Annotated in this window: 20 protein-coding genes and 1 other annotated feature; of the genes, 4 read left to right on the forward strand and 16 right to left on the reverse strand. The window is 40.8% G+C overall.

Translation table 11 applies throughout. From position 1 onward, the window contains the following. Window positions 1–29: 29 nt before the first annotated feature. Window positions 30–1,334 (reverse strand): bifunctional folylpolyglutamate synthase/dihydrofolate synthase, encoded by a 1,305-nt coding sequence (locus HUX68_RS05840; protein WP_174613942.1) that lies wholly within the window; start codon window positions 1,332–1,334, stop codon window positions 30–32. A 94-nt stretch (window positions 1,335–1,428) separates the two neighbouring features. Between HUX68_RS05840 and HUX68_RS05845 the strand changes: the two genes are divergently transcribed. Both HUX68_RS05845 and HUX68_RS05850 read left to right on the forward strand, forming a co-directional pair. Beyond that, entirely contained in the window at window positions 1,429–2,337 is a 909-nt protein-coding gene (locus tag HUX68_RS05845) for an ATP-grasp domain-containing protein (RefSeq protein WP_174613943.1), read from the forward strand. Beyond that, window positions 2,334–3,197: an ATP-grasp domain-containing protein gene (locus HUX68_RS05850; protein ID WP_174613944.1), complete on the forward strand. Its 864-nt coding sequence runs from the start codon at window positions 2,334–2,336 to the stop codon at window positions 3,195–3,197. The genes HUX68_RS05845 and HUX68_RS05850 overlap by 4 nt, the downstream gene beginning before the upstream one ends. A 304-nt stretch (window positions 3,198–3,501) precedes the next feature. Here HUX68_RS05850 and HUX68_RS05855 read toward each other — a convergent pair whose 3' ends face one another. Continuing rightward, a complete protein-coding gene (locus HUX68_RS05855) occupies window positions 3,502–6,144 on the reverse strand; it encodes a valine--tRNA ligase (RefSeq protein ID WP_174613945.1) in 2,643 nt (880 codons plus the stop codon). Between the two features lie 44 nt (window positions 6,145–6,188). Further along, window positions 6,189–6,424 (reverse strand) — a binding site (T-box leader). Between the two features lie 174 nt (window positions 6,425–6,598). Between HUX68_RS05855 and HUX68_RS05860 the strand changes: the two genes are divergently transcribed. Further along, window positions 6,599–6,787, forward strand: coding sequence for a hypothetical protein (locus HUX68_RS05860; RefSeq protein ID WP_174613946.1), 189 nt, complete (start codon window positions 6,599–6,601; stop codon window positions 6,785–6,787). Here HUX68_RS05860 and HUX68_RS05865 read toward each other — a convergent pair. The 8 genes from HUX68_RS05865 to hemA all read right to left on the reverse strand — a co-directional run bounded on the left by HUX68_RS05865 (window position 6,784) and on the right by hemA (window position 15,376). Beyond that, on the reverse strand, window positions 6,784–7,791 hold the full coding sequence (locus HUX68_RS05865) for a phosphotransferase (protein ID WP_174613947.1): 1,008 nt from the start codon (window positions 7,789–7,791) through the stop codon (window positions 6,784–6,786). The two genes, HUX68_RS05860 and HUX68_RS05865, sit on opposite strands and share 4 nt — an antisense overlap. 193 nt (window positions 7,792–7,984) lie before the next feature. Beyond that, window positions 7,985–8,989 (reverse strand): LysM peptidoglycan-binding domain-containing protein, encoded by a 1,005-nt coding sequence (locus HUX68_RS05870; protein WP_174613948.1) that lies wholly within the window; start codon window positions 8,987–8,989, stop codon window positions 7,985–7,987. A 176-nt stretch (window positions 8,990–9,165) separates the two neighbouring features. Then, entirely contained in the window at window positions 9,166–10,452 is a 1,287-nt protein-coding gene (hemL, locus tag HUX68_RS05875) for a glutamate-1-semialdehyde 2,1-aminomutase (RefSeq protein WP_174613949.1), read from the reverse strand. 27 nt (window positions 10,453–10,479) lie between these two features. Beyond that, window positions 10,480–11,460 carry a porphobilinogen synthase gene (gene hemB / locus HUX68_RS05880; protein ID WP_174613950.1) on the reverse strand — a complete coding sequence of 327 codons (981 nt, stop codon included), beginning with the start codon at window positions 11,458–11,460 and terminating at the stop codon, window positions 10,480–10,482. A gap of 6 nt (window positions 11,461–11,466) precedes the next feature. Continuing rightward, window positions 11,467–12,228, reverse strand: a complete 762-nt coding sequence (locus HUX68_RS05885; RefSeq protein WP_174613951.1) for a uroporphyrinogen-III synthase — start codon at window positions 12,226–12,228, stop codon at window positions 11,467–11,469. After that, entirely contained in the window at window positions 12,228–13,157 is a 930-nt protein-coding gene (gene hemC / locus HUX68_RS05890) for a hydroxymethylbilane synthase (RefSeq protein WP_174613952.1), read from the reverse strand. The genes HUX68_RS05885 and hemC overlap by 1 nt, the downstream gene beginning before the upstream one ends. Window positions 13,158–13,167: 10 nt before the next feature. Then, window positions 13,168–13,998 (reverse strand): cytochrome C assembly family protein, encoded by an 831-nt coding sequence (locus HUX68_RS05895; protein WP_174613953.1) that lies wholly within the window; start codon window positions 13,996–13,998, stop codon window positions 13,168–13,170. Between the two features lie 13 nt (window positions 13,999–14,011). Next, window positions 14,012–15,376 carry a glutamyl-tRNA reductase gene (hemA, locus tag HUX68_RS05900; protein ID WP_174613954.1) on the reverse strand — a complete coding sequence of 455 codons (1,365 nt, stop codon included), beginning with the start codon at window positions 15,374–15,376 and terminating at the stop codon, window positions 14,012–14,014. A gap of 206 nt (window positions 15,377–15,582) precedes the next feature. Between hemA and HUX68_RS05905 the strand changes: the two genes are divergently transcribed. Further along, the gene (locus HUX68_RS05905) at window positions 15,583–16,065 is read left to right on the forward strand and encodes a LiaI-LiaF-like domain-containing protein (RefSeq protein ID WP_174613955.1); all 483 of its coding nucleotides are present in this window, start codon (window positions 15,583–15,585) and stop codon (window positions 16,063–16,065) included. Between the two features lie 253 nt (window positions 16,066–16,318). On the opposite strand, the gene HUX68_RS05910 is transcribed toward HUX68_RS05905, so the two are convergent. The 6 genes from HUX68_RS05910 to clpX form a co-directional block, all read right to left on the reverse strand. Then, window positions 16,319–17,059: an amino acid ABC transporter ATP-binding protein gene (locus tag HUX68_RS05910; RefSeq protein ID WP_281355697.1), complete on the reverse strand. Its 741-nt coding sequence runs from the start codon at window positions 17,057–17,059 to the stop codon at window positions 16,319–16,321. 16 nt (window positions 17,060–17,075) lie between these two features. Then, window positions 17,076–17,729 carry an amino acid ABC transporter permease gene (locus tag HUX68_RS05915; protein ID WP_174613956.1) on the reverse strand — a complete coding sequence of 218 codons (654 nt, stop codon included), beginning with the start codon at window positions 17,727–17,729 and terminating at the stop codon, window positions 17,076–17,078. Window positions 17,730–17,790: 61 nt separating this feature from the next. Beyond that, a complete protein-coding gene (locus tag HUX68_RS05920) occupies window positions 17,791–18,603 on the reverse strand; it encodes a transporter substrate-binding domain-containing protein (protein ID WP_174613957.1) in 813 nt (270 codons plus the stop codon). 281 nt (window positions 18,604–18,884) lie between these two features. Beyond that, window positions 18,885–19,466 carry a ribosome biogenesis GTP-binding protein YihA/YsxC gene (yihA, locus tag HUX68_RS05925; protein WP_174613958.1) on the reverse strand — a complete coding sequence of 194 codons (582 nt, stop codon included), beginning with the start codon at window positions 19,464–19,466 and terminating at the stop codon, window positions 18,885–18,887. After that, window positions 19,453–21,783 carry an endopeptidase La gene (gene lon / locus HUX68_RS05930; protein WP_174613959.1) on the reverse strand — a complete coding sequence of 777 codons (2,331 nt, stop codon included), beginning with the start codon at window positions 21,781–21,783 and terminating at the stop codon, window positions 19,453–19,455. The genes yihA and lon overlap by 14 nt, the downstream gene beginning before the upstream one ends. Window positions 21,784–21,989: 206 nt before the next feature. Further along, window positions 21,990–23,270 carry an ATP-dependent protease ATP-binding subunit ClpX gene (gene clpX / locus HUX68_RS05935; RefSeq protein ID WP_174613960.1) on the reverse strand — a complete coding sequence of 427 codons (1,281 nt, stop codon included), beginning with the start codon at window positions 23,268–23,270 and terminating at the stop codon, window positions 21,990–21,992. Between the last annotated feature and the right edge of the window lie 358 nt (window positions 23,271–23,628).

A 23,628-nucleotide genomic window follows, 5' to 3' on the forward strand; every position in this document is an offset into this window, starting at 1 on the left:
CAACAGAATATGATCTTACCGGACAAATGTTAAATGTAGCGCTCTTTTGGCCGATGTTTCCGCTTGTACTGTACATAATTTCGAACATTGGCAATGAATTTCAATGACCCAGTCACATACCAGCAGGAACCAGAAACCGACTCCGGTATAAAGTCAACAGCTTCCTTCCAATCCTTCATCACTTTTATATTGCCTTGGGGAGCAGCAGTCAACAGTTCATTACAAGAAGCTGCCCTTGGATGATCAAAAGTGGTTAATGTCACCGATGTAAAATAACCGCAGAGCAGTCCGAGCATTTTGTCCAATTCCTTATCACGGAACGCTGCAAAAATCAGATGTTTGTTCACCGTATCGTCCTTCGAAAGTGTTCGAATAAAAGCTTTTACCCCTGCCGGATTATGTGCGCCATCCAGCACCATCGATGAATGGATATGCTCGTATCTCCCTGGAATCACTGTCCGGGTAATTCCATACAGACATTTTTGCCAATCCAACTCATATCCGATTTCCTCAAGCAAGATCAGCGCCATAATGACAAGTGATGCATTTTTCACCTGATGCTTGCCATCCATGTTTAACGTTACACGCAATCTGAATTTACTGTCGGAAAACCATTCGAATGTTGTGCTGGAATTACTTTTTTCCTTGATCAAATAGTGAAAGTCCCGCAAAAACTGGTATACCGGTGCCTTTTTATCAATGGCTTCTTTTTGGATTACTTCCATAGCCTCCATATCCATCTCACCGACAATTACCGGTTTAGCTTCCTTAATAATCCCTGCCTTATGATAGGCAATGGAACTTTTCGTATTGCCAAGGAATGCCATGTGATCTTCTTCGACATTTGTTATAACCGATAGCATTGGGATGAAACAATTTGTCGTGTCCATTCTGCCGCCCATCCCCGCTTCAATCAGTGCGATTTCAACATTTTCCGCAAAATAAACGAATGCTGCCACTGTGATAATCTCAAATTCGGTTGGATGATTTTGTTCCTGATCCAGTTTTTCAATAAACGGAAGTATGTTATTCATGATATAGAGAAAATCAGCTTCCGGAAGTGTCGCATCATTTTTGATAATATGACCGGTTATTCCTTCCAGGCTTGGGGAAGTGAACATACCGACATTATATCCATTAGCAGTTAACGCATTTTTTAAATAGTACACTGTTGAACCCTTGCCATTCGTACCAGCGACATGAATGGCCTTTACTTCATGCTGCGGATTGCCCAACATATGAAGTAATTTTCGTATGCGGTCCAATCCCGGTTTCATACCGTACATTCTTCTTTTATCAAAAAAATCCTCTACCTGCTGAATGTCCTTGAACATAAATGTACACCGCTTTTCTTTTAGTATCATAAACACTAGAATAAGTATATCAATTAAAAAAATCAAATTGAATGTTAGAAAGGAAAATATTGCAATGAACCCAAAGGGATGGATTATTTATAACGGTTATTTACCGGGAAATAAATTTCTTGATTTTGCTGAATGGATTCAGGCAGCAGCATTACATCGGAATGTTCAAACAAAAATCATCAAAAATAACCAATTATTGACCTATTTAACGAACAATTCACTCGATATCATCCGGGATTCGACCATAACATTACCTGATTTTGTCATTTTCACGGATAAAGATATCTATCTGGCACGACAACTTGAACTAATGGGTGTCCGTGTCTTTAACAATTCACGGACAATTGAAATCAGTGATGATAAAATCGCTTCATATCAAACAATCGCAGCCCATAAACTCCCGATACCCAAAACGATTGTATCACCGAAAATGTTTGCACCATCAGTAGCTTTTGATCCAGGTGACTATCAAGAAGCAATAAATGAATTAGGATTTCCCATGGTCATTAAGGAAGCCTTTGGATCATTCGGAGAACAGGTTTACCTCGTACATAATAAACAGGAAATGCATACGAAATTATCCGAACTGCAAGGTAAACCGTTCGTTTTGCAGGAGTTTGTTTCAACCAGTTACGGCAGAGACATCCGCCTTCATGTTACCGGTGAAAAAGTTGTTGCTGCAATGACCAGACATGCACAAAATGATTTTCGTGCCAATGTAACTGCAGGCGGGAAGATGCAAACCCATCAACCGACAACCGATGAAAAAAATCTGGCAATTGCAGCCGCACAAGCAATTGGTGCAGACTTTGCCGGAGTCGACTTACTTTTCGGGCCAAATGAAAGTCCACTTATTTGTGAAATAAATTCAAATGCCCACATACGTAATATTTATGATTGTACTGGGGTCAATGTTGCAGAGTCTATGATAGATCATGTGCTGGCATGTATTGAAAGCGGCGGTAGCCTATGAAATCAAAAGGGTGGCTGATTTACCGGAAACAGGATGCTAAACAGAATAACTCGTTTATCCGGTGGTTTATCGAAGAAGCACAAAAACAGGAATTATCCCTGCAATTAATCATGAGGGAAGAAATTACCACTGGAATAATCCATAACAAACAAACGATTTTAATCGGTAATAAACCGGTCCATCTTCCCAATTTTGCCGTGGTACGGACAATTGACCCGATGCTCAGCATATTTCTGGAAGCACTGGGAGTAAAAGTTCATAATTCCGCTGCCATTTCGGAAATATGCAACGATAAGGCACTTACCCATTTCCACCTTAATAAGCTTGCTATTCCAATGACAGATACCATCTTTCTTAAAAAAGGAATGAAACTGCCCGAGGATGGGCCTGCTATTCCCTATCCAATTGTTTTAAAAGAGGTTGACGGACGTGGCGGTCAGCAAGTATATATGATTCAAAATAGACGGGAATGGGAGACTAGTTTATCGGCTGTTACATCAAACGACATGATTGTTCAATCAACCGATTCCATTCAATCCGGCAAAGATGTCCGGGTTTTTGTAGTCGGAAAAGAAATTGTCGGTGCCGTATTGCGGGCAAGTTCTACAGATTTTCGTTCCAACTACAAGTTGGGCGGTTCCGCTTCATGGTACCCATTACATAATAATGAACGAAACATGATTCAATCGATTATCCGATACTTTGATTTCGGAATGGTGGGAATTGATTTTTTGGTCACCATTGATGGCAGTCTATTGTTCAACGAAATAGAGGATGTAGTTGGATCCCGGACATTGAGTGCTGTAAGTGATGTTAATATTTTGGAAAAGTATGTTTCCCTTATTAAAAGTACAGTTTGAGTAATCAGGCGAGAGTCACCCCCTCAAAAGCAGCTAATGTCCTAAAGCAAAATCAAGCTGACTTTATCGGGATTGCCCGCCAGGCACTCGCACAACCAAACACCCCAAAATGCGTTAAAAACGGTAAGCCACTCAATAAGTTTGATGGCAAAGCGATTATGACTCCGCAAGCATACGTGAAAGATTTTGAATTGGAAATGTAGACATTAAAAAAGAAACAGCCGTGAATCCAAAACTGGATCGGATTCACGGTTGCTTCAAACCTTCAGTGGTCAACTGCTCCTGCTTTACCAAAAGGAAGTTTTTATGATTTTAATTCTTCTAATCGTGCTTTTACTTTTGCCTGCTTTTCTTTATAATCCTGTTCTTTCTTCCTTTCTTCCTCTACAACTGACTCTGGTGCTTTGTTTATAAATCCTTCATTCGAAAGTTTTTTCTGCACACGTGTAACCTCGTTGTTCCATTTATCAAGTTCTTTTTCCAGACGGCTGATTTCCTTGTCAAAATCAATCAGTCCTTCAAGCGGCAGGAACAGTTCAGCGCCGGTTACAACAGCTGACATTGCTTTATCAGGGACATTCACAGATGTACTGATAATTAGTTCACTTGGGTTACAGAAACGGTCCAAATAATCCCGATTATTTTCCAGCTCATCTGTAATCTTTTCATTTTCCGTCTGGATCAACAACCTAATCTGCTTCGACATTGGTGTATCCACTTCAGCACGGATATTACGAACTAACTTAATAATGGAAACGAGTCGCTTCATTTCTTCAGATGCCATTTCATCATGGAACTCATCACGGGATTCAGGCCATGCTGCTACCGTAATCGATTCACCCAGATGTGGCAGCTGCTGCCAGATTTCCTCCGTAATAAACGGCATGTACGGATGCAGCATACGCATCGTCTGATCCAGCACATAAGCAAGAACCGATTGGGTCGTCTGTTTCTGCTTCTCGTCATCCCCGTACAACGGTAATTTGGCCATTTCAATATACCAGTCGCATAATTCATCCCAAATAAAGTTATACAGATAACGGCCTGCTTCACCAAATTCATATTTGTTCGTATTCTTCGTAACCTGTTCGATTGTTTCATTTAACCTGGTTAATATCCACTTATCCGCCAATGACTTTTCACCGGAAAGGTCAATATCCTCGTATGTGAAACCTTCCATATTCATGAGTGAAAAACGTGAAGCATTCCATACTTTATTGGCAAAGTTCCAGGTTGCTTCAATTTTTTCCCAGTGAAAACGTAAATCCTGACCCGGGGTGGAACCAGTCAAAAGAAAATAGCGAAGTGAATCTGCACCATATTTATCAATGACATCCATTGGATCGACACCATTACCAAGCGACTTACTCATCTTCCGGCCTTCCGCGTCACGAATCAGGCCGTGGATCAGCACATCTTTAAACGGGCGTTCATCGGTAAATTGTTTCGACTGAAAAATCATTCGGGCTACCCAGAAGAAAATAATATCATACCCCGTTACAAGAACATCAGTCGGGAAATATCGTTTGAAATCTTCGGTATCCGACGGCCATCCCATTGTAGAAAAAGGCCACAATGCAGATGAAAACCATGTATCAAGTACATCTTCATCCTGCTCCCAGTTTTCAATATCTGCAGGTGCTTCTATACCTACATAAAGCTCGTTCGTTTCCTTATGGTACCAGGCTGGGATGCGGTGCCCCCACCATAACTGTCGGGAAATACACCAGTCACGGATATTTTCCATCCAATGCAGATAAGTCCGCTCAAACCTTTCTGGAACAAAATTAACTTTTCCGTCGTCTTGCTGCATGTCGATAACCGCATCAGCCAGTGGCTGCATATTGACGAACCACTGTGTTGACAAATACGGCTCAACTACAGCCCCACTGCGCTCAGAATGACCTACCTGATGGGTATGATCTTCAATTTCGAATAAAACACCTTGCTCCTGCAGATCTTTTACAATTTGCTTCCGGCACTCAAAACGATCCATCCCCTGGTATTCACCGGCATTTTCGTTCATGGAACCATCCTCATTCATCACAAGAATCCGTTCCAGATTGTGCCGATTACCAATTTCAAAGTCGTTCGGATCGTGTGCCGGGGTGATTTTTACCGCTCCGGATCCCATTTCCATATCAACATATTCATCAGCTACGATTTCCATTTCACGTCCAACGATTGGCAGTACAACAGTCTTCCCGATCAAATGCTTATAACGGTCATCTTCAGGATGCACAGCAACAGCAGTATCACCTAGCATTGTTTCCGGACGCGTTGTGGCGATTTCAATTGTCTCAACACTGTCTTTAATTGGATACCGCATATGATAAAACTTGCCCTGAACTTCCTCATAAATCACCTCGATATCGGAAAGCGCTGTTTTTGTATCCGGGTCCCAATTAATAATATATTCCCCGCGATAAATTAACTCTTTTTCATACAGTGTTACAAAAACTTCGCGAACCGCTGACGATAAACCTTCATCCAGTGTAAAGCGTTCCCGGGAATAATCAAGTCCTAAGCCCAGTTTCTCCCACTGCGAACGAATAAAGTCAGCATATTCTTCCTTCCAGTCCCAAACTGTGTCCAGAAATTTTTCACGTCCAAGGTCATAGCGGTTTTTACCTTGCTCCTTTAATTTGGCTTCCACTTTTGCCTGGGTTGCAATCCCTGCATGGTCCATTCCGGGGAGCCACAGTACATCATATCCCTGCATGCGTTTCATTCTGGAGATCGTATCCTGCATGGTTGTGTCCCATGCATGTCCCAAATGCAGTTTTCCGGTTACATTTGGAGGCGGAATCACAATTGAAAAGGGTTCCTTTGCCTTATCTCCTGTTGCTTCAAAAAACTTGCCATCGACCCAATACCGATATCGGCCTTGCTCGATTTTCCGAGGATTGTACTTTGATGACATATTTGTTTTCGGTTCATCACTCATTTTAGTTGCCTCCTTAGAAATTAAAAAATCCCTTTCATCCATATAAAAAGGACGAAAAGGATACAATTCCGTGGTACCACCTTTGTTCACAAACGTACGTCTGTGCACTTCATTCATGGATAACGGCCAAAAGCCGGCACTCTTCTAATTAGAGAGTAACTGTTCAAAGAGGCTGCATCAAGGGCGACTTTCCAAAATAATTAATCCTGAGAAACTTTCAGCATTTGTTTCCCTCTCTGCAAGGCAACTATTCTGTACTCTTCCCTGTCACTGCATTTTCATTTTGAGTATATTTTACCTGTTATATCCGGTAAAATCAACTGTTTTATCACTGTCATCTGATCTCATCAACTGCAACCAGCAGAAAAGTACATTCCGCTGATGCAGTTTTTGTTGCACAAATGAACAATGGTTCATCATATACTATTAAACAGCAACGAAAGAGGTGATTAATATGGCAAGATACTATCGTTACCGGCTTCCCCCTTGGGCCAGGAAATGCATTATCATTTGTGAACGGATTACACTGCCGCTCCTGATATTTCAATTAATCCGAACCTTATTCATACCAACAACCTTTGATGTATTCCTGCTTGGAATTTTAACCGGACTGTTTATAGCATTCTATCTCGAATGGATCTAACTGCCATTCAATTTGCCATCAGACAAATGTTTTTCCAGCCAATTTGAACAATACAATCCAAATTTAAGCTGACGAAAAGCATATTCCAGTTCCTTCGTCCGGTAAACCATTGTATCACCGGAAGAACGATTATGATACGCATCAATCATTTGTATGTAAGTTCGCGGATTCAACGAGGATATGACAAATAAGTACACCTCCTGCTGCTTTAATGGATTGCCTGAAATGTAACTGAAAAAAAAGTCCATTAATTTATCGGAAGATTGATAATCAGAACGTACCTTGTGGTTGAAAAATTGGATTAAATCAGTTGTTGCATTATCATAAAAAGCATTTTCCCAGTTTATTAAATAGGGTTGATCCCCGTGCAATGTATGTGATTCTTTCAGGTTTCCGTGACACAGACTATAGTTCCATTCAGCTGTATCACCAAGTTCAGAACAAAATTGTTCAATTTTCCAGTCCAGTTCCTGAAATGTTTCGTTTAATAGATGGTAATGGGTACAGACCTGTAATTCAAACGGTGACATGAACCGATTCTGTTCAAACATTTCCACATAATGTAACAAGTTCCGCTGCATTGTAGAACATCGTTTCCGGTATTCAGAAAATTTTTCAATTATTGGTTCCGGTTCCACTTGATAATCCTTTTTTGTTTTTGCGTGTACTTCAGCGATACATTCAGCAATTGTCCTGGTGGATTGCATATCCTCTTCCAGTTTTTTATTTGGAATCCACGGGGACAGATAGCAGATCAAATCATTCTGATCCGTATATATCTTAGAATGGTTGGTTAAATAGACCGGCAGTATTGATTTAATATCATGTTTAGACGCTAGGCGATACGTATCCTCCCATACAGATAATGCCTGCTTGTTCATGCGGCTTTGCTTTAAGGCATACTTTTGTTGACCGGTATCAACTTGATATAACCGATCCGTCTCCTGCTTGAATTTAACTGGGTATATGTTATACGCACTAACTGCTTTTCTGATATTCTCCATACAATTCACCACCAAATAATATAAACTGTAAAAACCATTGTTTCATTCCACAGCATAATCCGGCTGTTGGAAAACTTGGTTGCCATCAAGCCTTTAGGTGACGGTCTTTGTTGCATTTATGCAGTAAGAAAGAGTTTATACTTTCACCTGCCAAGCAATACCCCTTACTGCATCAGCAAGGGGCATCAGGGTTCTAACTTTTTCGATATGGAATATACAGTAATTGTCCCTCTTTCAAATCATCATTACTTAACCGGTTCCGTTTCAGCAGTTGTCCGGCAGATATCTGATATCGGTCAGCAATTGTTTCAACCGTATCTGTCTCCTGGACAATACATAAGCGCATACTCGTGTATTGTTCACCTTCCTCGGTCTGAAATACATCTGCCAGATAACGTACATCTTCCAGATTATCTGTTTGCGCTTCCGGTATTTCTGACGGATCGGCAGCTTCCGTAATTTCTACTTCCGGGGCCGTATCATTCTGATGAATTTCCTCTTCTGCCTTCTCATTCACATCCTTGTTAAAAAACTCTGTCAGAGACTGAGACTTCTTCTTTTTCCAACGCTCCTCTTCCTCTACGGTTTCATTTGCCGGTTCTTCCTCTGGCATTTGCGGAAGTTCTGAAACAAAATCTTCTGCAGAATCAGAATTCATTTCTTCTTCGTTTGCTTTTTCTTTTATATCAAATTCAAATGTTTCATCCTCCCGCTGCAGAAAAGCTGTATCCTCCTTCTCATGGACTGTTGATTCCTGTTGCGGATTATCAATCCCATGAATTTGAACCGTGGAGCTTAACTTCATTTGGGTCTGATTGGGTATTTCATAATCAAACGATTCAATATCAACGGTTATATCATTCAGATCATTAACCCGATTAACTGGAATTGAGATCTCAACTGGAAACCTGTGTAAAAACTCTGATCGATCATCTTCCAATTCTACGACCTTCTCGACGTACCTTTTGGAGTGATAATCATTCAGGTTATCAGGCTCTGCATTATCTTCGTTGGATGGAAGCCGCTTATAAGTACCTTGGAGCTCAATAACTCCCCTAATTGAAATATAATCATGAAACGGTTGGATGGAAATTTCCGGCTCCAGTGAAACCCCCATCATCTCTAAAACTTCCTGTCCTTTTTCAAAGTAAAGTGATTCATTTAAATCAAAACGAAACACCGCTTGATCATCAGCCAAGTGATTTCCTCCCTTCAACATATATTCCATATGCTTATATGTCTTATTCATCTATATGAAACATATTCCAAAGTTATTCATTTTACTGAAATTTTCAGAGAGAAGACTACACTCACCAGATTTGCGGACAACAGTAGAAAAGCTACCCCATCCCGGGATAGCTTGAATACGTAATATTATTTTTTGATAGCTTCAAATGCCTTTCGCACTGCTGCAATTGTTTTTTCAATGTCTTCATCCGTATGGGCGGTAGATAAAAACAACCCTTCAAACTGTGATGGAGGAAGGAAAATTCCTTCATCAATCATGCTTCGGTAGTATTGTGCGAAATAATCAAGATTGGACGTCTGGGCTGTTTCATAATTAATGACCGGCTGATTGGTGAAGAAAAATCCAACCATCGAACCTGCTCTATTTATTTGAAGCGGGATGTTAAAATCAATTGCTGCCTGTTTATATCCTTCGACCAGCTTATCAATTTTTTCGCTGATTTGATCATAGGACGATTCATCCAATGCGCTCAATGTTTCGAAACCAGCCGTCATTGCAAGGGGGTTTCCTGACAGCGTTCCAGCCTGATAAATCGATCCTGTTGGCGCAACTTTTTCCATAATCTCCCGTTTACCGCCATATGCTCCTACCGGCAGACCTCCGCCTATAACCTTTCCGAGGCAAGTTAAATCAGGTGTAACACCAAAGAAGCCCTGCGCACAATTATACCCGACACGGAAACCGGTCATGACCTCATCAAAAATGAGCAATGTACCATTTTCTTCAGTGACCTTCCGTAATTCCTGCAAAAAGTCTTCCTGTGGCGGAACAACTCCCATGTTGCCGGAAACCGGTTCAACGATGACCGCAGCAAGTTCTTCCCCAAACTGTTCAAACGCATAGCGAACACTTTCAATATCATTGTACGGAACGGTAATGGTGTTCTGCGCAATCGACTCAGGAACACCTGGACTGTCCGGTAAACCGAGTGTGGCAACACCGGAGCCTGCTTTAATCAGGAGCGAGTCACCGTGCCCGTGATAGTTTCCTTCAAATTTTAAAACCTTGTCGCGTCCGGTATATCCCCGTGCAACACGGATTGCGCTCATCGTCGCTTCCGTACCGGAGTTAACCATGCGTACCATTTCAATGGATGGAACACGATCGATCACTAATTGTGTCAGTTTGTTTTCAATTAATGTCGGTGCACCAAAGCTTGTCCCATTATCCACTGCATCCTTCAAACCTGATACAACCCGATCATCAGCATGTCCCAAAATCAGGGGACCCCAGCTTAAAACATAATCAATATATTCATTTTTATCGATATCAACTATTTTTGATCCCTTGCCGGATTCCATAAAAACCGGTGACATACCGACTGATTTAAATGCACGTACAGGAGAGTTCACTCCTCCAGGCATGAGATCAACTGCCTCTTTATATGCATCCTGCGACTTGTCAAAGCTCATTTATCAACACCCCAACACTTAAAAATTTTATTCACGAAGCCATTTGGCTGCGTCTTTAGCAAAATAGGAAATAATCAGATCTGCCCCTGCCCGTTTCATGGCAGTCAGTTTTTCCAAAACTAATTCTCTTTCATTAATCCATCCATTGTTTGCGGCTGCCTTGACCATGGAATACTCTCCGCTGACATTGTACGCAACAATTGGAGCGTTATAATTATTCTTCATATCCCGAACAATATCAAGATATGACATAGCCGGTTTAACAATCAGAAAATCGGCCCCTTCTTCCATATCAGACTCTGCTTCTCTTAATGCTTCGACCCGATTGGCGGGATCCATCTGATATGTTTTGCGGTCGCCAAACTGCGGGGTACTATCTGCTGCATCCCGAAAAGGCCCATAAAATGCCGAGGCATATTTAACGGCGTACGACATAATCGGTATATTCGTGTAACCTGCTTCATCCAATGCATAACGGATAACTGTTACAAATCCATCCATCATATTGGACGGCGCAATGATATCAGCACCAGCTTCAGCTTGTGATACGGCGGTTTTCGCAAGCAGTTCCAGTGATGCATCATTATCCACATCATGATCATGAATGACGCCACAATGTCCATGTGAAGTATACTCACAAAGACATGTGTCGGCAACGACCAGCATGTCAGGAACTTCCCTTTTAATAAGCCGGGTTGCTTCCTGGACAATTCCTGTGTCGGCGAATGCCCCAGTACCTTGTTCATCTTTCTCTGCAGGCACCCCAAACAACATGACAGCTTTTATTCCCAGTGACTGCAGCTCTTCCATCTCTGCCTTTACATAGTCAAGGGATACTTGAAATACCCCCGGCATTGACGGAACCTCATTTTTAATTTCATTTCCTTCCACCACAAAAATCGGATAAATAAAATCATCTGTATGCAGTTGTGTTTCACGGACCAATGACCGCATTACTGCTGATGTACGCAGTCTCCTGTGACGCTTAAAATCATAATTATCTGTCATCTGAACCTACCCTTTCACTGCGATATAATCACTCATACATTGTATCATGCCATCGATTGTAAATTCATCTGGTGTTAATATATTTTCAAACCCCGATTCCTGCGCATAGTTACAGGTTGTCGTCCCGATACAGACATAAATACAATCCTGTTCAATGGTTCCCTCATTCATTTCCAAAAAAGCATCAACAGTTGATGGACTTGTAAACGTTATAAAATCAGGGCTTTCTTTGGCTAATACCCAGCTTAATTTTTGTCTGTTTTCATAGTTGAATAACGATTCATACACAACTACTGTATCAAACGGAACATCCTTATCAGCCAGCCAGTTCGGCAAGACATCCCTCGATTTCGTCCCCTGGATAAGCAAAACCTGACTTTCATGCAGTCTATCCGGTTCAGGAAATTCATTTGTCATGGCTTCAGCGTGATACGTGGACGGAATAAAATCAACCTGATATCCATAGTCTTCTAATTTTTCGGCTGTTTTATGGCCCACCGCTGCAAGTTGTGTTTCCTCTGTTATTGTTTTCCAGCCGTCGCGTTTTAAAAAACAATCAACACCATTTGCACTCGTAAAAAAAATCCAGTTATACGGTTTTGCTTCGTCAAAGAACTGTCTCGTAGTGTCGTTATCGATGCATGAAATTTTTAACAGGGGAACTTCAATTGGATTCCCGCCGGCTTGTAATACCTTTTCGGAAAATTCCGTCGCCTGCTTTTTCTCCCTGGTAATCATTATTTTCTTTCCATGCAAAGCAGTTGGCATCAGTTATCGAGCTCCTCTTTTACCGTATCGACGATGTCCTTGGCGCCACGATTTATCATTTTTTCGGCGGCCTCTTTCCCAACTGCAGTCGGATCATTTCCACACACTTCTTCTTTCAAAATAGTTTTACCGTCGGGGGTACCTACCATTGCCGTAAGGACAATTTCATCGCCTTCCATCCTGGCATGACCGCCGATTGGTACTGAACAACTGCCTTCAAGCAAATTCAAAAAAGTACGTTCAGCTTTAACAGTTGTAGTGGTAAGAGAGTCATTAATAACGCTCAACAGCTGATGAAGCTCTTTATCATCTTCACGGCACTCAATGGCCAATGCACCTTGCCCGACCGCTGGAACACATACATCCGGTTCAAGGTATTCCGTAATAAGCTCTTCACTTAAACCTACACGTTTTAAGCCAGAGACTGCCAGGATAATCGCATCATAGTCCTCTTCTTCCAATTTTCTTATCCTTGTTTCAATATTACCGCGGATCCATTTCACTTCCACGTCCGGACGTGCTGCCAGAATCTGCGCTTTTCGTCTGAGACTGCTTGTCCCGACAATTGCACCTGCCGGCAAATCCTTCAATAGTACATTATTCTTGGAAATATAGGCATCACGATAATCCTCTCGCAAAGGAATTGTTGAGATGGTTAACCCTGCAGGCATCTCAGACGGCATATCTTTCATACTATGAACAGCAAAGTCAATTTCCTTATTATACATAGCCTGTTCAATTTCTTTGACAAACAAAGCTTTACCGCCTACTTTTGACAGGGTAACATCAAGGATTTTATCACCCTTTGTCACGATTTTTTTCACTTCAAATTCATTTTGCACACCAGCTTTTTTCAACTGATCAATCACCCAATTTGTTTGGGTGAGTGCCAGATTACTCTTTCTTGATCCGATGACTATTTTTCGCATTGGAATCCTCCTATAGAAAACTATTAAAATGAAAATTCGAGAGCACATTGAATAAAAAGAAATTAACCAACAGTATTAAAAATGCTGCAGTACTGTACATGGAAATGGATTTTCCCTGCCGGCCTTTTCCGAGCCGCAAAAACAGGTACAGTGTATAAACAGCCAGCACCAACAGTGAACCGATCGTCTTCATATCAAACCAGTAAAATTCGGCATTTGCAACATATGCCCAGACTATTCCCAGGATAATTGCGATTGTAAGGAGCGGGACACCCAATGTTACGGCTATAAAGGAAAATGAATCAAGCCGTTGCAGATCCCCCAGTCTCCACATCCAGTTCAGCCCTTTCTTTTCTTTCAAAAATTTATATTGAATCAAGTACATCATCGAAAAAAGAAACGATAATGTAAAAAAACCGTACGACACAATCGCCAGGGTAACATGTGTTATCAGTATTTCGTGCACCAGTTGAATCCCCTGATCCTGCATGGATGTCTGTGCCCTCGTTGAAACGTATAATAAGAAGACGAAAAAACCAACGAGGTTAGTAAAGAATAAAATAAATTGTACCCGGAGTAACCGGTTAATAATTACTGAGAACGTCACAAGGACCCATGCATAAAAGAACAAACCATCATACAAGGTTAGTATCGGAAAATTATTTTCAAAAAATATATTCGATACGAGAAAAACCGTCTGAAAAAACCAGACCATACTAAGTAACCAGAAGGCTATCCTGTTGGCCCTCCGGTTACGCTGAATAAAATCTATAAAGTATCCAACCAGACTCAGTCCGTAAATAATTAATATAATTTCATAAACCCATTTTGATTCAAGCATAATTGGAATCCCTTCACTTTACTGTGCTAGGTTTATTCTCTGAAACACGAAAGGATACATTGTCCGTTTTCATTGAATGTTTTTGTGTCTGTTTAGCAGTTTCTTCTTCCACTTCAGACTCAATACCAAAAATCTTTACAAATAAATCCAATGACTCGTCACTATTTTTCTCCGCCGCCAGTTCCTTAGCCTGTGTAACAGGTTCTTTCAGCAGCTGATTAATGATGCTTTTTGTATGCTTGTTCAGCACCTTTTTCTCGCGTTTACTTAACTCAGGCATTTTCCGTTCAATGCTCTTCATCGTCTCAGCCTGGATGGACAGAGCTTTCTGTCGAAGTGCTGAAATGACCGGAACAACGCCAAGCGTCTGCAGCCATTCATTAAATTGAACAATTTCAGCTTCCAGCATCATTTCTATATTTTCTGCTGCTGCTTCTCTGGCTTTCAGATTTTCATCCACAATATGCTGTAAATCATCGATATCATACAGAAATACATTATCCAATTCACCGATTGAGGCATCCAAATCTCTAGGTACAGCTATGTCAACAAGGAACAATGGCTTTCCTTTGCGTTTCTTTTGAATCGAATGAATTGTTTCTTTATCCAGTACTACAGAATCCGATCCGGTTGAACTGATTAGAATATCAGCATTCTGCAGATTCGCATGCAGCTGATCCATCTGTTCTGCTTTCGCTTCAAATTTCATTGCCAACTCTTCTGCTTTGGCATATGTCCGGTTAACAACTGTGATTCGATTTGCTCCGGATCCATGAAGGTTTTTGGCTGCCAGTTCTCCCATTTTTCCGGCTCCAAGAATAACAACATGCTTTTGCTTCAAGTCACCAAAGATTTTTTTGGCAAGTTCAACAGCTGCATAGCTTACGGATACAGCATGCTCACCGATTGCTGTATCTTTATGCGCCCGTTTGGCAAAGGTAATAACCTGTTTAAACAGCTCGTTAAAAACTGTTCCAGTTGTCTGCATCATCTGTGCAGTTAAAAATGATTGTTTCACCTGACCAAGAATCTGTGTTTCGCCAAGCACCATCGAATCAAGACCTGTCGCCACACGCAAAAGGTGCTCAATCGCACCATCGGCTTCCGATATCTTCAAGTAAGAGGTGAATTCAGCCTTGTCTATCTGGAACCAATCTGCCAGAAATTGTTTAACGTAATAACGACCTGTATGAACCTGATCCACTACCGCATAAATTTCTGTCCGGTTGCAAGTGGAAACAATCACATTTTCCAATATACTTTTCTGTTCCTTTAATAACAGCATTGCTTTATCCATTGATTCCTCGGAAAAAGTAAGCTTCTCCCTTATTTCTACAGGGGCTGATTTGTAATTAATTCCGACTTTAAGTATGTGCAAGGTAATACCCCCAAAAATTTGAACATTCATTTCCCAATTATAACATGGGCAGTCCAGTACAATAGTAAAATTTGTGAACAGACTGAAACAATATGTTAGGATAATCCGTATACCATGTAGTATAACTCGTATGTACTCTATCATACGAAATTATCAGAAGCAAATAATCCGGCTGCTTTACATACACCACGAAAAGGGGCTTTAACATGAAAAAACGAAATACATTTGCTGCGTATTTATTAATTGGTGTGGGGATATATTTTCTGCTCCGGAAACTGGAAATACCAATCATTACTGATTTTTATTCATGGCCTACTTTACTGATCATTATCGGCATTGCGTTGCTGCTGTACAGTTATACAGCAAATGATTACCAGCATCTGTTCAGTGGCACCTTAATTCTCGGAATCGGCGTCCACTTCCATGGGGTAACACATTACAATTTTTGGATTGATCATTGGGCTGTCTATTTACTCATCGTGGGTATTGCCTTCATCGTACGGGCAATCCGCACCAAAAAAGGATTTCTGTTGGGAATTGTTTTGATCGGTCTGGCCATTTTGTTTATTTTCTCTATTCAATTACCGGGGATGTTCGATTGGGTTTACGAGGTTGCTGATCTTTTAGAAACCTTTTGGCCAATATTTTTAATTGGACTTGGTATTTATTGGCTTAAAAGGAAAAAATGAGGCTGGGACAAAAATATTTTATCAAAAGAAAATACGAATTAACTTAGTTGAGGAATCCAGCCGCTCCGGAAATATACTTCGCTTTCCGCGGGCGGCTGTTGAGCCTCTTCGTGCTACGCACTCAGAGTCTCACCTAGGCCTTTTCTCCCGCAGGAGTCTACGCATATTTCCTCCGCTAAAATAGAGTATTGTTCGTCTTTTCTTATACACTTATTTGTTTTGTCCCAGCCCCATTTTTGTGTAAAGTTTCATTCTACAGAACCGAACTTAAAAAAGCTTTGGTCCGTTCTTCCTTTGGACTATCAAAAAGTTCACCGGGCGGCCCTGCTTCCACTACTCTACCGTCATGCATGTAAACGACCCAATCACCAACTTCCCGGGCAAACCCCATTTCATGCGTTACGACAACCATTGTCATTCCTTCATCAGCTAGTTCTTTCATTGTAGCAAGAACTTCTCCGACAAGTTCAGGATCAAGTGCTGAAGTCGGTTCATCAAACAACATGACATCGGGTTTCATTGCCAGCGCCCGCGCAATTGCCACACGCTGTTTTTGACCCCCGGATAATGTGGAAGGATAGACATCGTATTTATCACCCAGTCCCACCTTTTCTAACAAAACCTTCCCTTCTTTTATTGCCTGTTCTTTTTTTACGCCTTTTACTTGTGTTGGTGCTTCGATAATATTTCCGATTACCGTCTTATGTGGAAATAAATTGAAATGCTGAAAGACCATTCCAACCTGCTCACGAATTTTATTCAAATTGTGGATATTTTCTTCAATCTGATCTCCTTCAATTATAATTTTCCCACTGTCTTTCAGCTCAAGAAAATTCAGACACCTGAGCAGTGTGCTTTTTCCCGACCCACTTGCCCCAATGAACACAATAACATCACTTTCATTGACTTTCATATCAATATCCTTCAGCACATGCAGATCACCAAATGATTTATTTAATTTCTCGACCCTTATCATTTCCCGTCTTTCACTCATATTAATCCTCCTCGCTTCAATCACTTTTTGCCATCTTCTTTTCAAGCAAATTTACTAATAATGTTAAAATAAGAACAATAAATAAATAATACACAGCAACTGTTAAGTAGTATGGAAGATAATCAAAATTATTGGATCCCTGCGTACTGGCAACACCAAACAGCTCCTGCATACCGATGAATGATACTAATGAAGAATCTTTAATACCAATAATAAATTGATTACCTAGTGATGGCACTGCGCGACGAAAAGCCTGAGGAAGAATAATTCTTCGCATGGTCAATCCTTTGGTCATCCCCAGAGTACGACCAGCTTCCCTTTGCCCTTTATCAATGGACTGAATAGCACCACGGATAATTTCAGCAATATATGCTCCACTGTGAAAAGCAAGTCCAGCTACACCTGCCCAAAACATTGGAATCAGTACAATTTCCGCCAATCCGTAGTACAACACAAAGATTTGAACAATAAGTGGTGTTCCTCGAACAACCCATATGTATGTATCAGCAATCCACTCAAGTATTTTAATATTAGAGATTTTCAATATAGCAAAAAACAGACCAATAATGAATGCAATCACCAAGGAGGCAGCTGACAATTCAAAAGTAAGCCACAACCCCTCAATAAATAAATCAAAACTTCCAATAAAAACATCAATAAAATGAGACAACTTATCAGCTCCTTTTTAAGGAACAAATGTGCGCAATCTAAGCGCACATTTTCAAGCTTTATTATTCACTTGATTCTTCTGGTTCCTGAGTAATATCAGCACCAATCCACTCCATGGACAACTCTTTTAATTTACCGCTTTCTTTCAGTTCTTTTAATGCCTGATTTATATCCTCCATTAATTTATCATGCCCTTTTGGAACAGCAACCGCCTGCTCACTTACACCAAGCTGTGCCCGTTTTTCAATTTTCAGGCCATTTTCGATTGCAGTACTGCCTGTAACTGCATCAGTTATCACAGCATCATGGTGTCCTTTAGAAAGAGACTGCAACGCAACCACATCACTATCAACTTGCGGGATATTGTCGGTATATTGCTGTGCCATTTCAACATAGGTTGATCCCCTGGAAACTGAAACCTCTTTTCCTTTTAGATCCTCAGCAGTTTCAATATCACTGTCGGGCCTTGTATAGATAACTGGACCAGAATAATAATAAGGCTCAGAAAAGTTTACTTCTTTTAAACGCTTTTCAGTGATTGTATGACTTGCTACAGCAATATCATAACGACCTTGTTTTACCCCGGTTACAATTCCGGAAAATTTGGCTTTTTTCTGAACCGGTTCCAACCCAAGCTTTTCAGCGATTGCTTCTGCCACCGCTATATCATATCCCACCATCTTTCCGCCTTCCATGTAACTGAATGGCTTAAACTCCCCTGATGCAGCAAAAATCAACTTTCCATCTTTAATCAAGTCGTATTTCCCAGAACCCTCTCCAGATGACGATTTTTCCGAACTGCCATCTGAACCTCCGCATGCAGTCATAGCCACCACAATAATAGCGATAAATAATAAAAATTTCAGTTTTTTCATGATCTGCTACATCCTCTCCTTTTTCTATTTTGTTTGGAATCATATTTTAGCTCGGAATAATCTTAACCTTCTTAATGATTAATATAAAGAATTATACCAATTTTAAGTAATTTATACGAACAGACTAATAATCCATTTATACCTTTATAGAAACATTTACAAGCATTAAACCGAAATAAACCTTGTTTGCTTATATATACACCTTCATCCTTTCAGATACTTGTTCTTTCAATAAAACAACCCTCCGTTCGAAATTTAACGGAGGGTTGTTTTGCATATTCTTATAAATACTGTCTTAAATTACTCCAAGCAGCGTCTTTTCCTTCCCCGGTTTCTGCAGAAAATGGAATCACAACATCTTCCGGTTCCATTTCCAGTACCTGCCTTGTCCGGTTCAAATGGTTTATCCGTTTGCCTTTAGGAATCTTATCCAACTTCGTACCAATAACGATAACCGGCAGCTCATAGTACTTTAAAAAATCATACATCTGCTGGTCATCCCCGGTTGGTTCATGCCTTATATCAGTAATAAGGACAACAGCCTTTAATGTTTCCCTTGTTTCAAAGTACTCCTCCATCATATGTCCCCATTTTTCCCGTTCCTTTTTTGACACTTTGGCATACCCATACCCTGGAACATCTACAAAATAAAACGACTGGTTTATTTTATAAAAATTCAATGTTTGAGTTTTGCCTGGCTTTGATGAAGTTCTGGCTAGATTTTTACGGTTAATTAATTTGTTGATGAATGAAGATTTTCCGACATTGGACCGTCCGGCAAGTGCAATTTCCGGGAGCCGGTCAGATGGATACTGCTTCTTGCTCACTGCACTAATAACAATTTCTGCATCAGTTACTTTCATTTTTCTCCTCCATAAGCGCATGCTTCAGTACCTGGTCCAGATGGTTGACTTTAATAAATGTCAGATCACCCCGGACACTTTCAGGAATATCTTCAATATCTTTTTCATTTTCTTCCGGAATAATTATCGATGAAATGCCAGCCCGATGTGCACTGAGGGATTTCTCCTTTAAGCCGCCAATCGGCAGCACACGTCCTCTGAGTGTAATTTCACCAGTCATGGCAACTTCCTTTTTGACAGCCCTCCCTGTCAACGCCGAAACAAGTGCGGTAGCCATTGTAATACCTGCTGACGGCCCATCCTTTGGTGTCGCACCTTCGGGAACATGTATATGAATATCATACTTCTCGTAAAAATCGGAATCGATATTCAACTCATCCGAACGCGATCGGATATAGCTGAATGCTGCTTGTGCTGATTCCTGCATAACATCTCCAAGTTTACCTGTAAGGGTTAATTTGCCTTTACCCGGATAATGGGAAACCTCGATCGACAGCGTGTCGCCTCCTGCTGCTGTATACGCAAGACCAGTAGCCGCACCTACTTGATTTTCCTCCTCCATTCTTCCATAACGAAACAGCGGTTTTCCAAGTAAATCTTCAATGCTTTTCTCAGTTACAATAACGCGCTTCTTATCACCCGATATAATAATTTTGGCTGCTTTACGGCAAATGGTTGCAAGTTGGCGCTCAAGTCCGCGAACCCCCGCTTCCCGCGTGTAGGTGCGGATTAACTTCAATAATGCATCATCACGCACTTGCAAATTCCCTTTTTTTAAACCATTTTCCTTCAATTGTTTTGGCAGCAGGTGCTCTTTAGCAATATGCAGTTTTTCCACTTCCGTATACCCTGCAATGGAAATGAGCTCCATCCGGTCTAATAATGGCCCCGGTATATTATTAACATAGTTCGCTGTTGCAACGAAGAGCACATTTGATAAATCATATGTCTCCTCAATAAAGTGGTCACTGAAATTGCTGTTTTGTTCCGGATCCAGAACTTCCAACATCGCTGAAGATGGATCTCCACGAAAATCACTGGCCATTTTATCAATCTCATCCAACAGAAAAACAGGATTGACCGTTTCAGCCTTTTTCATCCCCTGAATAATTCTGCCAGGCATTGCTCCAATATATGTTCGACGGTGTCCGCGAATTTCGGCATCATCACGAATACCCCCAAGTGAAATACGGACGAAATTACGATTGATTGATCTGGCAATCGATTTTGCCAATGACGTTTTCCCGACTCCTGGAGGCCCGACCAAACATAGAATAGGACCTTTTATGGACTTGGTCAACTTTTGGACAGCAAGGTATTCCAAAATTCGTTCCTTCACTTTTTCCAGACCATAATGATCCTCATCAAGAATTTTGTTCGCTTTATTGATTTCAATGGTATCCTGTGTCTTATTGGTCCAAGGCAATGCCAAAAGCCATTCAATATAATTCCGGATTACAGAACTTTCCGCGGAACTTTGCGGGACTTTTTCATAGCGGTCCAATTCTTTCATGGCGACTTCGACAATCCGCTCCGGCATGCCTGAGTTCTCCACTTTTTCCCGTAACTGACCAACTTCTCCGTTTTTTCCGTCTTTGTCACCCAGCTCTTTCTGAATCGCTTTGAGTTGTTCACGTAAATAATATTCCTTTTGCGTTTTTTCCATGGACGTTTTAACGCGCTGGCCGATTTTCTTTTCCAAATCCAGTACCTTTTTTTCATTGGAAATAAGTTTTACCAGATGCTGCAGTCGCTGTTTGACATTCACAATCTCCAGCAGTTCCTGTTTATCTTTTAACTTCAGTGAAAGATGTGATGTGACCAGGTCAGCAAGCCGTCCTGGTTCATCGATATCAGAAACTGTTTCGAGTGTTTCCTTTGTGATCTTTTGTGAAACCTTTATGTACTGCTCAAATTGTCGCAGCAATGAACGCATGAGAGCTTCTTCTTCGTTGTTCTCCCCATGTTCATCTGACAGTTTCTCAATTTCGACCATGAATTCATCTTTTTCGTCTATAAACCTTGTTATTTGTCCGCGGTTTAAGCCTTCAACGAGGACACGAATAGTACCATTAGGGAGTTTTAACATCTGTTTTACTTTTGCCAGTGTTCCGATCCGGTAGATATCTTTCGGCTCAGGATCATCCAGACTGACCTTTTTTTGAGCTGCCAGGAAAATAATTGAATCATCCATCATTGCTTTTTCAAGTGCTGCTACAGACTTGTCCCGTCCGACATCCAAATGAAGCACCATAGACGGAAATACAAGCAGTCCCCGCAATGGCAATAACGGCAACTCTTTTGTTTCGTTTGTCATTATATGTACCTCCAAAAAATATGTAATGGAATAATTATGTATGTTTTATTAGTTTATAAAAATACCGGCTGAATGTAAACGAATTGACTTACTTTCAACCTTAGTATTACCTGTCAAACGGATACTAAACAACATTACTTACATAAGAAAGAGACTGACATCAGCAGCGCAGAGTCAGCCTCTATGATATTAAATTTTATTATTTTTTATGCACTTTCTTTTGGAATTTCTTTATTGCCTTCTTTTACCGTACCATCCCGAAAGACCAGCTTTGGATTGCCGCCTTCGTTAATCACGGTATCTTTTGTGATGATACATTTTTCAATATCTTCATCCCTTGAAGGCAGGTCAAACATTACATCAAGCGTAATGCCTTCAATAATCGACCGTAGACCACGGGCACCTGTTTTACGCTCAATTGCTTTTCTGGCTATTTCCCTGAGGGCCTCTTCCTCAAATTCCAGCTCTACATCATCCATCTCGAAAAGCTTCACATATTGCTTAACCAGAGCATTTTTTGGTTTTGTTAAAATATCAACAAGTGCTTCTTCATCCAACGGCTGAAGACTGCCTACCACCGGAATCCGACCGATAAATTCTGGAATAAGTCCATAACGCAACAAGTCTTCCGGTAATACTTTTGTAAGAAGTTCAGATTTATCCATATCCTGCTGTGATTCATTGGCACCAAAACCAATAACCTTTTTACCGAGACGACGCTTAACGATCTGGTCAATGCCATCAAATGCTCCGCCAACGATAAACAGGACATTAGTAGTATCAATCTGTATAAATTCCTGATGCGGATGCTTACGTCCTCCCTGAGGCGGAACACTTGCTACTGTACCTTCCAGAATTTTAAGAAGTGCTTGTTGAACACCTTCTCCGGATACATCACGCGTAATGGAAGGGTTTTCCGATTTGCGGGCAACCTTGTCAATTTCATCGATGTAAATAATTCCTTTTTCGGCTTTTTCCACATCATAATCCGCAGCCTGAATCAGTTTTAATAAAATATTCTCAACATCTTCTCCTACATAACCAGCTTCGGTTAATGATGTTGCATCAGCCATGGCAAACGGAACATTTAATATACGCGCCAATGTCTGAGCTAAAAGTGTTTTACCACTGCCGGTTGGTCCAAGCATGGCGATGTTACTTTTGGCCAGTTCCACATCATCTGCATTCCTTGTGGAGTTAATACGTTTGTAGTGGTTATAAACGGCAACAGACAAATTTTTCTTAGCCTGATCCTGACCAATTACATAATCGTTCAGGGTCTCGCAGATTTCCTTTGGCTTCGGAATTTCTTTGAATTCCGTTTCTTCTTCGGTACCGAGCTCTTCTTCAACGATTTCGGTACAAAGTTCAATACACTCATCACATATATAAACGCCTGGCCCGGCTACAAGTTTACGAACCTGATCCTGGCTTTTGCCACAAAATGAACATTTTAATTGTCCCTTTTCTTCATTAAACTTAAACATTCAATTCACTCCTAAAAGTTTAAATCTGCCTTTTAAATTTATCTGCTTCACTTCAACTTTAGCTTTCAATGTCATCATACCAAATCAAAATAGGAAAACAAAACAAAAAACCTTTACTTCATTTACCACTTAATTATGAGGAATTTAATGAAAAAGTCAAATCATAACCATTGTTGTTTTGCCCTTTTCCTATCCTATGTCATAAAAGCAAATAAGATAACATCTAAAGGCTGATTCGCTGGAAACCCTGCTTGCATCCATGTTTAACAGTCAGGAATGTTTTTATTCATAAAACCCCAGGATTTCCGTGAATAGTGAAACAAGGTGCGAATGATCGCACCTTGTCCGTTCTTCATTT

Origin of the sequence: Virgibacillus ihumii (genome assembly GCF_902726655.1) — a bacterium.
Lineage (GTDB): Bacteria > Bacillota > Bacilli > Bacillales > Amphibacillaceae > Lentibacillus > Lentibacillus ihumii.

Coding starts and splice junctions, on each gene's coding strand:
- HUX68_RS05840 (WP_174613942.1), bottom strand. CDS start 1,334: ATGTTCAAGGACATTCAGCAGGTAGAGGATTTTTTTGATAAAAGAAGA.
- HUX68_RS05845 (WP_174613943.1), top strand. CDS start 1,429: ATGAACCCAAAGGGATGGATTATTTATAACGGTTATTTACCGGGAAAT.
- HUX68_RS05850 (WP_174613944.1), top strand. CDS start 2,334: ATGAAATCAAAAGGGTGGCTGATTTACCGGAAACAGGATGCTAAACAG.
- HUX68_RS05855 (WP_174613945.1), bottom strand. CDS start 6,144: ATGAGTGATGAACCGAAAACAAATATGTCATCAAAGTACAATCCTCGG.
- HUX68_RS05860 (WP_174613946.1), top strand. CDS start 6,599: ATGGCAAGATACTATCGTTACCGGCTTCCCCCTTGGGCCAGGAAATGC.
- HUX68_RS05865 (WP_174613947.1), bottom strand. CDS start 7,791: ATGGAGAATATCAGAAAAGCAGTTAGTGCGTATAACATATACCCAGTT.
- hemL (WP_174613949.1), bottom strand. CDS start 10,452: ATGAGCTTTGACAAGTCGCAGGATGCATATAAAGAGGCAGTTGATCTC.
- hemB (WP_174613950.1), bottom strand. CDS start 11,460: ATGACAGATAATTATGATTTTAAGCGTCACAGGAGACTGCGTACATCA.
- HUX68_RS05885 (WP_174613951.1), bottom strand. CDS start 12,228: ATGCCAACTGCTTTGCATGGAAAGAAAATAATGATTACCAGGGAGAAA.
- hemC (WP_174613952.1), bottom strand. CDS start 13,157: ATGCGAAAAATAGTCATCGGATCAAGAAAGAGTAATCTGGCACTCACC.
- HUX68_RS05895 (WP_174613953.1), bottom strand. CDS start 13,998: ATGCTTGAATCAAAATGGGTTTATGAAATTATATTAATTATTTACGGA.
- HUX68_RS05905 (WP_174613955.1), top strand. CDS start 15,583: ATGAAAAAACGAAATACATTTGCTGCGTATTTATTAATTGGTGTGGGG.
- HUX68_RS05910 (WP_281355697.1), bottom strand. CDS start 17,059: ATGAGTGAAAGACGGGAAATGATAAGGGTCGAGAAATTAAATAAATCA.
- HUX68_RS05920 (WP_174613957.1), bottom strand. CDS start 18,603: ATGAAAAAACTGAAATTTTTATTATTTATCGCTATTATTGTGGTGGCT.
- yihA (WP_174613958.1), bottom strand. CDS start 19,466: ATGAAAGTAACTGATGCAGAAATTGTTATTAGTGCAGTGAGCAAGAAG.
- lon (WP_174613959.1), bottom strand. CDS start 21,783: ATGACAAACGAAACAAAAGAGTTGCCGTTATTGCCATTGCGGGGACTG.
- clpX (WP_174613960.1), bottom strand. CDS start 23,270: ATGTTTAAGTTTAATGAAGAAAAGGGACAATTAAAATGTTCATTTTGT.